This is a genomic window from Alishewanella longhuensis, assembly GCF_014653435.1.
GTDB classification, from domain to species: Bacteria; Pseudomonadota; Gammaproteobacteria; order Enterobacterales; family Alteromonadaceae; genus Alishewanella; species Alishewanella longhuensis.
Map to the genome: position 1 here is coordinate 165,280 of NZ_BNAO01000006.1, position 11,490 is coordinate 176,769.

Genomic DNA, 11,490 nt, shown 5'->3' on the forward strand with positions numbered 1-11,490 from the left:
GAGCACAGGCTATAGCATACCGCTGAATCTTTGTGGCAGATCAGGTAAAGGTAACTTAATCAGTCAAAGCCGCATAATCCTTGCTAAGCTGTTTGTATTTAGCCTTTTAGCACTTCATCCTCAGCTATTTTTTCAACAGCATCTGGAGGGAGTAACACGACTTGGAGCACGGCGATGCCTATTTGGTTAAAAGCACTATTGCCTGTGATATTGGCAATGATCGTCCTGGTACTGCCAATTCCGCAGGGTTTGGATCCACATGCCTGGCGTTTCTTTGCAATTTTTATTGCGGTGATTGCAGGGTTAATACTAGAACCCCTGCCCGGCGCAGTAGTCGGTTTATCGGCCGTGGTATTGGTAGCAATTGCTGCTCCCTGGTTGTTATTTAGCCCCGCACAGCTTGCCGCGCCTAATTTTAATAGTGCAGGTACTGCTTTTCGCTGGGCGGTGGCCGGCTTTGGTAATGCTACCGTTTGGCTAATTTTCAGCGCTTTTATGTTTGCTGCTGGCTACGAGAAAACCCAGTTTGGCAAACGCTTAGCCTTGTTGTTGGTGAAGAAAATGGGTAAAAACACCCTGACGCTCGGCTATGCAATCAGCTTTGCCGATTTACTGCTCGCCCCTTTTACACCGTCAAACACCGCCAGAAGTGGTGGTACCATCTTCCCTATTATCTCTAACCTACCCGCCTTATATGGCTCCAGGCCTAATGATCCTAGTGCCCGGCTAATTGGCTCCTACTTAATGTGGGTCGCCATTGCCGCCACCTGTGTCACCAGCTCGATGTTTCTATCAGCACTAGCGCCCAATTTACTGGCCACTGCGCTGGTAAAAAGCCAAATAGAGATCAGCATTAGCTGGGGCACCTGGGCTTTGGCATTTTTACCAGTCGGGGTAATACTGCTGCTACTGACGCCATTGTTAGCCTATTGGTTTTACCCGCCAACCATCAAAAGTAATGCGGAGGTTCCGCGCTGGGCCGCAGCAGAACTGACGAAACTTGGCCCGATGCAACTAAAAGAATGGCTGTTAGTGGCTTTTGTTTGCTTAGCGCTGCTGCTCTGGATCTTTGCCGCTAAGTATATTGAACCCGCTCTCGCCGCCTTATTAGTTATCTGTTTAATGCTATACACCAAGGTGTTGGACTGGTCAGATATTACCGGCAATAAAGCCGCCTGGAATACATTGGTGTGGTTTGCCACCTTAGTTACGTTGGCCGGTGGCTTGTCTGATGTTGGCTTTATTCGCTGGCTCGGCGTACTGGGCGGCCAATGGCTGGGCGATGTCTCGCCAGTGACGGCAACACTGGTGTTAGTGATGGCCTTTTATCTGCTACATTATTTATTTGCCAGCAGCACAGCACATACTACCGCCTTGCTGCCGGTAACATTAGCCATTGGTGCTGCCATTCCGGGGATGAATTTACTGATCTTCAGCTTATTACTGGTAACATCATTGGGCCTGATGGGCATCCTCACACCTTACGGCACCGGTCCCAGCCCAATTTATTTTGGTAGTGGCTATTTACCTGCGCATGACTACTGGCGCCTTGGCAGCATTTTCGGATTATTTTATCTGGCGGTCTTGCTAGGTATCGGGTATCCGTGGCTACTGATGCTGTTTTAAACATCATCGCTTCGCGCGCAAGTAAAATAAGACGCTAAAATCTGGCGCAAGCAACTAGTACAGCTTATGCTAAAATAGTAATTCACCTCTATTAGATGTGCTTCTATCTCAGCCCAAAGGCAATGTCAAACATAGATAACAGTGGTAAGGGTTTATATTTTAGTATTCGCCGGAGGCGTCAGCACTATGCAACTTAATAATATCTCTATAAAAAATAGGCTAATTTCTATAGCCGCCGTAGCAGTACTGGCGCTTAGCTTAATGCTACTACTGATGCAATACCAAGCCAGAACCCTGGGTAGCCTGGCTGCAGCAGATAACCTGATTGCTGAACTTAACACCGACATGCTGATGCTGCGCCGTCACGAAAAAGATTTTTTATTACGGCAGGAACTGCGTTATTTACCACGGCATCAGGAAACGCAGCAAAAACTGGAGCAAAAACTTGCTGAGTTAAAACAATTACTGGCCAAACTTAACCTGCCCGATCCCCACACCACTGAGTTTGCACGTTTGGTAACAAACTATGGTAATGAATTTGCAGCGATGGTTGCCTTACAACAGCAAATAGGGTTAACCGAGACAGATGGCTTGCAAGGTGCACTGCGCAATAGCGCGCATCAGTTGGAACAGCAGCTCAACAGTGCTTTAGAGCAACAAGTATCTTATTTACAACTACGCCGCCTGGAAAAGGACTTTTTACTCAGACTTTCACCTGAGTATTTAGCCAGACAACAACAAATTGCCAATGCGTTGCAGTCTGAACTGACTAGCGAGGAAGCTCGCACCTTACAAACCTATATGCAAAGCATGAAAGACTTAGGCAATGCCTTAGAGCAACGCGGCTTTAATCAAGACCAAGGTGTCGAAGGGCGGATGCGGCAACAAATTCAAGCTACCGAGAGCCTACTAAAACAAATGTCAGAGCAACTCAGCGCCAGTTTTCGTGATGCGGTAAAACAAATCAATAGATTGAGCCTAAGCATTTTTGCCCTGATTATTATCTTAGTCATCTTGTTAGTAAGCCTGATTGCCCGCAGTATTCAAAAACCTATTCAGCAGGCCTCTGCTGATTTGGCCCGGATCAGAAATGAAAAGGACTTCACCCTACGGCTTCATATAAAAGGCAAAGACGAAATCGCCGTCTTAGGTCAGGATGTTAATACCCTACTCTCTGATATTCAAACCTTGGTGAAGTCGGTTAATCATTCACTGGAAACCCTGGATAGCGTAACCGAACAATTAGCTAGTGCAGCTGCAGGCAGCGCTACCTTAATGCGTGAGCAACAATCAGAAACTGATATGGTGGCCACTGCCGTAACCGAAATGGGGGCGACTATTCAGGAGATTGCCGCAAATACTGAGATGACCGCGAGTACAGCGAACAGTACCAATTTAAATGCGCAGCAAGGTCAGCAACAAGTTAGTGATAGTGTGGATTTTGTAAAAGCGCTGGCAGCACGCCTGCAAGATGCCAGCCAATCGGCGGCGGAACTTGAACAAGACAGTATCAATATTGGCTCTGTACTCGATGTGATACGCGCCATTGCCGAGCAAACCAACTTGTTAGCCTTAAACGCTGCTATCGAGGCAGCCAGAGCCGGTGAGCAAGGCCGCGGCTTTGCGGTCGTTGCTGATGAAGTAAGAACCTTAGCGCAACGTACCCAGCAATCTACCCGACAGATAGAAGCTATTATTCAAACCTTACAGCAACGTACCAAAGGTATCGCCATTACCATGCAAGAGTGTCGCGATAATGGCATACAAAGTGCTGATCAGGCCAATACAGCAAAAGAGCTGTTGCAGCAAATCACTGCTAATGTCAGCAATATTATGGATATGACCACCCAAATAGCAGCGGCGATAGAAGAACAAAGCCTGGTTGCAGCCGAAGTCAACCGCAATGTGGTGAAAATTAGAGATATGTCGGAAGAAACAGCAGGTACAGCCCGCCAAACCAATCAGCTCAGCGAAATGGTCGCCGGCCAGGCTCGTGAACTACGCATGGAAGTTGAAAAGTTTAGAGCCTAACGTCGATAACTAACCCTAATAAAAAATGGCGCTAAGTAGCGCCATTTTTCTCACTCGTTAACTCAAGATTCTGCCAGAGCAGACGAGCATCTTTGTTTACACTTTAAAGCGATTGACCAATTCATTTAGCTGAATAGCTAATCGTGATAATTCTGAAGCACTGGCTGATGTTTGATGCGAGCCAGCTGACGTTTGGTTTGCTAAATCACTGATCGTAATGATATTACGATCAATTTCACGCGCCACCTTAGACTGCTCTTCGGCCGCACTGGCGATAACATGGTTTTGGTCGCTAATGCTGGTAATGTTATCAGCAATCTGGGTTAACGCCGCAGCGGCTTCCTCTGCCACATTCTGCGCATTACCGGCATTCTGGCTAATTAAACCCATGGCATTAACTGCTTCTTTTACCGAGCTTTGCACCTGGCTAATCATCTGCTCTATTTCGCCAGTAGAGGTTTGGGTACGATGCGCCAAACTACGTACCTCATCGGCTACCACCGCAAAGCCACGCCCGGCATCACCGGCACGCGCGGCTTCAATGGCCGCATTAAGCGCCAGCAAATTGGTTTGCTCGGCCACACTGCGAATAACTTCCAATACCTGATTAATCGATGAAACTTTTTCCGCCAGCACGTTAATAACATTGGCACTTTGCTGCACATCTGCATTCATTTTGCCAATAACAGTGCGGGTTTGTAGCACCTTCTGGCTACCATCTTTTGCCAAGTTAGCTGATTGCACTGAAGCTTCCGAAGTTTGCATAGCGGTAGAAGCGACCTCATCTACTGCTGAACTCATCTCGGTAATAGCGGTTGCAGCTTGCTGCACTTCATCATTTTGTAGCTGAATAGCACGAGCAGACTCGTCTGTTACTGCATTAAGTTCTTCCGCCGCCGACGCCAGCTGGCTGGCAGAACTGGCAATATGACCAATAGCATCACGCAATTTTTGCTGCATTTGCACTAAAGCTTCAGATAATTGCGTCAACTCATCACTGCCTTCACTGGTAATCCGTTGTGTTAAATCGCCCTCAGCAATTTGCTGAGCGGAGTTTACGGCCTGTGCTAACGGCTGATTAATGCTGGCCGAAATAACCAAAGCAATCACTACGGCTATAGCCACCGCCAACACAATTAACACTATCACTAAGATTCTGGCTTGCTCATATGCGGCGATAGACTCACTACGTGCAGCAGCAGCAGCCGTTTCATTCAGTTCAGTTAAACGCGCTAAACTAATCGCTATAGCATCTGTTAACGGGTTTATTTGTTGTAATAAATCCAAAGCTAAACCGATCTCATCTTGTTTTAAAAAATCTATCGCCTCTTTTTGAAACTTTAAATATTGCTGCAGTTGGCTGGCAAATTCATTATAAGTACGCCGCACTTCATCAGTATTAATAAAGGCTTCATAACGTTTTTCAGTGGCAAGTACGCTTTGTCTTAGCTCATCCACCAAGCGCAGCGTTGCACCTTCATTGTTTATGTCTGTTGTTAACATTAAACGCAGTGTTTGCACCCGTAAGCGAGTAACCGTATTATTTAATTCACCTACCGCCATTAATGCGGGTAAAATATTGGTTTCGAGCAAATTTGCTCGGTCCCGAATTTGTGACATGGTATTTAAATTGTAAAGCCCCAGTGCTGCCAGCATAAATGCCAGCGCGCCGAAGGCCGCGAGTAACCGCTTCTGAATGCTTACCGATCTGAACATAGCCCGCCTCTTATATCCTTAATTGCTGCCTGAACTTAGCTTCACTGTAGTTATACTTAACTGCGAACGAGAGCTGGTAGAGTAGTAAATGATACTTTAGCAGTAATATTTGTTGCTGGCAGCTTTTATATGCAACAGCGATAAAGGAAACTAAAGCTAGTTGTGTAAAATAGCTATGCTAACGGATTAAACTAACCTAGCGAAACATAGTGCTTAGAAAGTGCTTAGAAAGTACGCACCAGAATACCTGAAAAATACCTAAATCGACTAAGCCAGTACTAATATCCGGTCATTTCCAAATACCCTTTGCCCGAGTGACTGCCGGTAAAGCTAATTGGTCCTTCCCAGTAAGCAATACCCGTCCCCATCCAGGCATTGGGATTAAGCGCCTGCGCTTGAATGGCAATACCAAGATCCGCTACCGTTAACTGCCAAGCTACGGGTACTCGCTTCCCCGCGACACTATGCTGTTGTATTGGCTGCATAGTAATTTGCTGTGATTGTAATGGCTGGGTGCGGCCATCAGCAGCAATATAGGTACCTGAAAAATAATGTTCGGCATCTGCGTGGCGCAACCGAAATAACATCAATTTATCGCCATTCGCTAAATGCAGGGAAAACCAATCCCATCCCAGCTGATTGGCCGCTAACGGCTGGCTACTCCACTCCCGATCCAGCCAGGCCTCACCTGTTACGGCTAACTGCTCATCCCCTATTTTTATCTCTCCCGACACCGCTAGAAAAGGCAAACTTAGGTAATAAGAGGCTTGGCCTGCAGACGATTTTACGCTGACACCCTGCTCACCATGCAAAATAGCGGGTCCCTGCTTTTTTAACGTTAACGCATAGCTAAAGTCAGCAGTGTCGGCATGCAAGGTAAAATGGGTTGCATCCGTGTCGCTAGCAACAAAAGACCAATTATCGATCCAAGCTTTAAATGGCTCTGGGCTTACCCCCGCTTGGTTAATGCCGCCGCGCGCATAGGTATCCGCAAAAAAATGTTGATTGGCACGGGTTATCCCTACATGCCCAAGCCAGCGCTGTTGACTTGCCCACCCTTCGCGCTGCGGTGCCGGCGCATCCGCATACCGAAACAGCGTCCACTGAATTCCCAGCTGCTCACCAAACTCTGTCTCCAGATTAGCCGTCACATACCACCATTCAATACGATACTCAGGGTGCTGATCCAGCGCCGCGGGATACTCGATGATATTGCCTGGCACAACCTGAGCGAATTCATCGGCTGTCGCGCCCAGCCCCGCGAAACCTTCACTGGGCGGCACCGGCTTACAACCAAGCAGCGCAATCTGCAAAAGCATAAGTAAAAGTAAGACGACTTTATTGCTCATCACGAAACCCTTTTAACAGCGAGCTAGGCGAGGTGAACTGCAGTGTTAACACCGGAATAATGGCCGCTAAGAAAGCACTTACCAGCGCAGCCATGGTTAACAGCAACCATTGCGACGGAAAAAACTGCCAAGGCAGCGCCCAACCAAAAGAACGCACATTGATCACCGCCACTAAGCAGTAACTGATCAGTAATCCCAGAGGTATGGCTAATAATGCAGTAAGCAAGGCTAACGACAGTAACTTAAGCAACTCGGTGCCCACCAGATAGCGTCTGGACAGGCCACAGGCCCAAACAGGGGCAAGGTGTCGTAAACGCATGGTCGATAATGTGAGTAAACTGCTAAATAGCGCAATTGCGGCAATCAGTAATACCAACACATTCAAGGCTTGTGTGGCGGCAAAGGTGCGCTCAAATAATTGTAACGAGTAGCGTTTAACCGCATGTTGATCGATAACTTGCGTCTCGTTTAGTGAAAATTGCACTGTTAACGCCGAGATCAGCTCAGCCACAGCCGTGGGTTCAACCCGCAGTGCCATACTGCCACGCTCGGTGTCTGCCCAATTGCGCTGTAGCGTTGCCAACGACAGCAACACCTGTCCTTTCGGATTACCATAATCACTGAATATGGCACTGATTTTAAAGTCAGTTTGCTGCATTCCCGACAACGGCAGTGTATCCCCTAACTTCAGGTTAAGTTGCCGAGCCAATTGTTCGTTAATCATCACCGCAGCATTGTCTGCTAGCGCTTGCCATGCATCAGGGGTGCTGCTAAGCAGCGGCCAATACTCACTATAGGTGCTGTGCAGTTGTATGCCTCGTAATTCGACTGGGATACCCGCTACCTGACTGTCGATACCCGCAGAGGGCAGCAAAGCTAAAACAGCAGGGTGTTGTAGTAGCCAAGCGTCCACCTGCTGCGCTTGCGCTTCGTCATCAATCCGTAAATACACCTCTGCCGCCAGACGCTGATCAAGCCAGCCGGTAAAGGTGTTACGAAATCCTTCCACCATACCGCCAACACCAATGCTGGTGGATAATGCCAGCAACAACGCCACTAATGCCACACTGAGATGAGACACCTGCATACGTGCGTCTGCCCATAGCCACTGCACCACAGCAGAACGTGAACAACGCTGCCCCAGCCGCAAACAGACGTTTAAGGTGGCGGGCATTAACAAGGCCGCACTGATAAACATCAAAGCCAGCAATAAGAAGCCACTGAATAAGGATTCGCCAAACCAGGCAATACCCAGGGCCAGCAAAACGCAGATGCTACCCGCACCCGTCAACAGCACAGAATGATCTAACCCCTGTGCATTGCTGCGAGTTTGACTTAAGCTAGCATGCCCGCTAATAAGCTTAACCATTGGCACTATGGCCGCCAGTAATACGCCTCCCCAGGCAATCACTACACCCTGTAGCCACCACTGCCAAGATAGCGTCAACTCGCCCAGCGCACTTGCCCCATACAAGCCGGTTAAACTGGCTGAAAAATCCGGTAACAGCAGCACGGCAATCCAATAGCCTAGCGTTAACCCCGGCAGGGTGATTAGCCCGCTCAGCAGTAATAATTCTATTAGCAGCCAAAACGTTAATGCGCGTTGACTTACGCCACAACTGAATAAAATTCGTCGCAGCACAGCACGTTGTGCCATGGCCAAATGGATAGCGGAATACACCATTAAGAGCCCAACTAAAAACGCCAACATACTCAGTGCGGTAAGATTTAAATGAAAACTGGCGGTGAGCCGCGAAATGTCATAATCACTCTGCGGGATAACGACGCGCAGATGTGCAGATAACGCTGCCGGTAGTGTCTTGGACGTGTTGGTATCGAGCAGCAACAGCCGGGATAGCTGATCGGGTTGTTGTAGCCAATATTGCGCGAGATAAATATCCGTGATGATCTCGTTATCAGCAATGCTGGAACTCACCCTAAGGTTAACTAGGTTGCCGTCTGGATTATACGGAAAACCGGTTTGTACTGGCGCATCAAACCAGGGTTTAATCTGCCCTGCCGTGGCCGGCGATACCCAGATCTCCCAAGGCGGCGTTAAAAAGCGCGTTAACGAAAACGTACTGGGCAAGCCAGTGTCTGCAGCAGTAGATACCCCGCCATGTTGCAGTGTCATCGGCTCAATACCAATAATATTAAGCGTGTCGCCTGCGCTTATATTGGGTAGCGCACCCTCAACCACCGGGGTTAGCTGCCAGCCTAAGCGCCGCAACATTATATAGTCTGACTCGGTAAGCGGCTGTTGGTTTATTGGCACAATTTGCGCTTGGTTAATGCTGCTAAAGCGGGTTGCTGCTTGATCGTAACTGGCGCGTGCGTGTTGATTTAAGGCTTGCACACCACTCCAAAGCGCAGTGGCGGCCAACAATCCCAACATAAAGGTGCCAAGCTGCACCGGATGCCGCAGCCAATGACTGAGTAACGCATGCAATACCCACAACGCGGAGTGACGCTTTGGCACTAGCTTAACCGCCCTTGTTTTAAGATCATGGTGCGATCCAGTTGGGTCGAGAGTAAGGCACTGTGCGTGACCATCAGCAAGCTGCTTCCGGTTTCTTTAATCAAGGTTAGCATCAGCGCCATCACCTGCTCAGCATTGGCTTCGTCCAGGCTGCCGGTGGGTTCATCCGCCAGTAACAATGGTGTTTTTGCCAGTAAGGCGCGGCCAATGGCCACACGTTGCTGCTGCCCACCTGACAGCTGTGCAGGATACCGCTGCAACAAGGGCGCCAGCCCCAAGGTTGATACTAGGTGTTGTAGCCAGTCAGCGTCTAGGTTGCCAGCCAGACGGGCTTGAAAGGCTAAGTTATCCTGAATGCTTAAACTGGGGATTAAATTTAATTGCTGAAAAATCACACCAATATAATGACGCCGCAGCTGCGCGCGCTGCCGATCCGGTAATTGCGTCAGATCTTGCTGATTAATCAAGACTTGGCCATGATCGGCTTGCTCAAGCCCGGCCAAAATATGCAGTAAGGTCGATTTTCCACAGCCCGATTCGCCCATCAAGGCCACACTTTCGCCTGGGTGGATGTCAAAACTGACATCACTAAACAGTGGCAGTGGGCCTTGTGAGGTAAGGTAGGTTTTCGCTAAACCAACAACGTGCAGCATAACTTTCCTAACAGCATTAACAGCAGTCTGTATTCTACGCGCCGGCAAGCCGTTTGGGTTTAAGCAATCCGATGCCCAGAGCCGCCATGGCCACCGCAATAACCGCATTTAAATAATTAAAAAAAGCATAAGGCGCAAAATCCAGCACTTCTACGCCAAGGGTTGCCGTATAAAAAGCGCCAGCCGTCGTCCATGGGATCAGGCCAGTGGTCATGGTTGAACCTTCCTCAACCGAACGCGATAACACAGCAGGATCCAGCTGTTGTTGCTGGTACTTAGGTTTAAACAATTGGCAATTTAAAATAATCGAAATATAGGCCTCGCCCATCGCCACATTGCCTAAAAAGCCTGAGACGATGGTGGTGGCGACCAGTGAGGCCGTACGTTGCACCCTTTTGATAATCCCCGCCAATAAGGCAGTTAAAAATCCTGCACCATGCAAAATGCCCCCCAGTGCGATTGCCATTAAGGCTAAAAGCAAGGTCCAGCTCATACTGCTGATCCCGCCACGCCCTAGGAGTGCATCGAGGCTGGCAATACCGGTATTTTGTGGGCTGTTCTGCCAGAGCGCGTTAAGCACGCTGATGGTGCTGCTATCTTGATAAAAAATGGCAATCAGCACCGCTAACACAATGCTGCATGACATAGTGACTTCAGCAGGGACTTTTTTGATACTCATTACGGCTAATACAAGTAGCGGCAGTAAGGTAATAACTGGCGCCAAACTAAAATGACCAGCCAATGCCGCTTGGATTGCACTCACGTCGGCCAGATTAATATGCTGTTCGCCATAACTAAAACCTATGCCAAGAAAGATCAAAAAGGTCAGGATAAAGGTCGGCAGCGTGGTAAATAGCATCGAATAAATATGCCGATAAAGATCGGTGCCTGCGCTCATCGCGGCCAGGTTGGTGGTATCAGAAATAGGCGACATTTTGTCCCCAAAGGTGGCACCACACACCACCATGCCCGCAATTAAGGGTAGAGGAATATTCATCGTTGCACCAACCCCCATCAGCACCACGCCCAAGGTGCCCACAGTACCCCAGGATGTGCCTGTGGCCACCGACATCAGCGCACACAGCAATAGTCCCACAGCTAAGAAGATACTGGGATTTAACCAACTCAGTCCATAGTAAATTAAGGTGGCAATAGTGCCGCTGTGCATAAAGCTGGCGATAACCATCCCAATCAAAATAAAAATATAAATGGCAGGCATCGCGCGGGTTAAGGCTCTAGTCATCAGCTCGCGGATCTGCGCATACCCATACCCCAGGCTAAAGGCATTTAGCCCGACCCAAAGCAGGCATAAAAACATCAGCGTGTGCAAACTGATCCCCAAACCAAACAAACCACCGGCGATCAAAACCACAACAACGCTAAAACATATTAGGGACTGCAAAAAACTAGGACTACGCACAGCGGTAGGCGATGTTAAAGACAAGATTGCACCACGAGGTAAAAGGGAAGGTAATCATGAGTATATCAGCAGATATATGCCGGCACGTAGATAATTTATACAATATAGAGCCTGAAGAAAACGTCTGATGTTGCGTTAACACTGTATTAGTTAACAACCACAGTGGGCCACATCGATACGATGCAATACCAAGCAGTAAACGCATTTAGCCGCTGC

General features: G+C 48.5%; 7 protein-coding genes. 2 read left to right on the plus strand and 5 right to left on the minus strand.

The window, feature by feature from the left end:
* Positions 1 to 174 precede the first annotated feature (174 nt).
* Complete coding sequence (locus IE163_RS12915; protein ID WP_189433395.1) at positions 175 to 1,626, plus strand: anion permease; 1,452 nt, start codon at positions 175 to 177, stop codon at positions 1,624 to 1,626.
* A 186-nt stretch (positions 1,627 to 1,812) separates the two neighbouring features.
* A complete protein-coding gene (locus IE163_RS12920) occupies positions 1,813 to 3,657 on the plus strand; it encodes a methyl-accepting chemotaxis protein (RefSeq protein ID WP_189433396.1) in 1,845 nt (614 codons plus the stop codon).
* Between the two features lie 96 nt (positions 3,658 to 3,753).
* On the opposite strand, the gene IE163_RS12925 is transcribed toward IE163_RS12920, so the two are convergent.
* The 5 genes from IE163_RS12925 to nhaC all read right to left on the minus strand — a co-directional run bounded on the left by IE163_RS12925 (position 3,754) and on the right by nhaC (position 11,298).
* Complete coding sequence (locus IE163_RS12925) at positions 3,754 to 5,373, minus strand: methyl-accepting chemotaxis protein (protein WP_189433397.1); 1,620 nt, start codon at positions 5,371 to 5,373, stop codon at positions 3,754 to 3,756.
* A gap of 278 nt (positions 5,374 to 5,651) precedes the next feature.
* Positions 5,652 to 6,722, minus strand: a complete 1,071-nt coding sequence (locus tag IE163_RS12930) for a lipocalin-like domain-containing protein (RefSeq protein WP_189433398.1) — start codon at positions 6,720 to 6,722, stop codon at positions 5,652 to 5,654.
* Entirely contained in the window at positions 6,712 to 9,201 is a 2,490-nt protein-coding gene (locus tag IE163_RS12935; RefSeq protein WP_189433399.1) for an ABC transporter permease, read from the minus strand. Before IE163_RS12935 ends, IE163_RS12930 begins: the two co-directional genes overlap by 11 nt.
* Complete coding sequence (locus IE163_RS12940; RefSeq protein WP_189433400.1) at positions 9,201 to 9,854, minus strand: ABC transporter ATP-binding protein; 654 nt, start codon at positions 9,852 to 9,854, stop codon at positions 9,201 to 9,203. Before IE163_RS12940 ends, IE163_RS12935 begins: the two co-directional genes overlap by 1 nt.
* Positions 9,855 to 9,888: 34 nt before the next feature.
* Complete coding sequence (gene nhaC, locus IE163_RS12945; RefSeq protein ID WP_189433401.1) at positions 9,889 to 11,298, minus strand: Na+/H+ antiporter NhaC; 1,410 nt, start codon at positions 11,296 to 11,298, stop codon at positions 9,889 to 9,891.
* Positions 11,299 to 11,490: the final 192 nt, after the last annotated feature.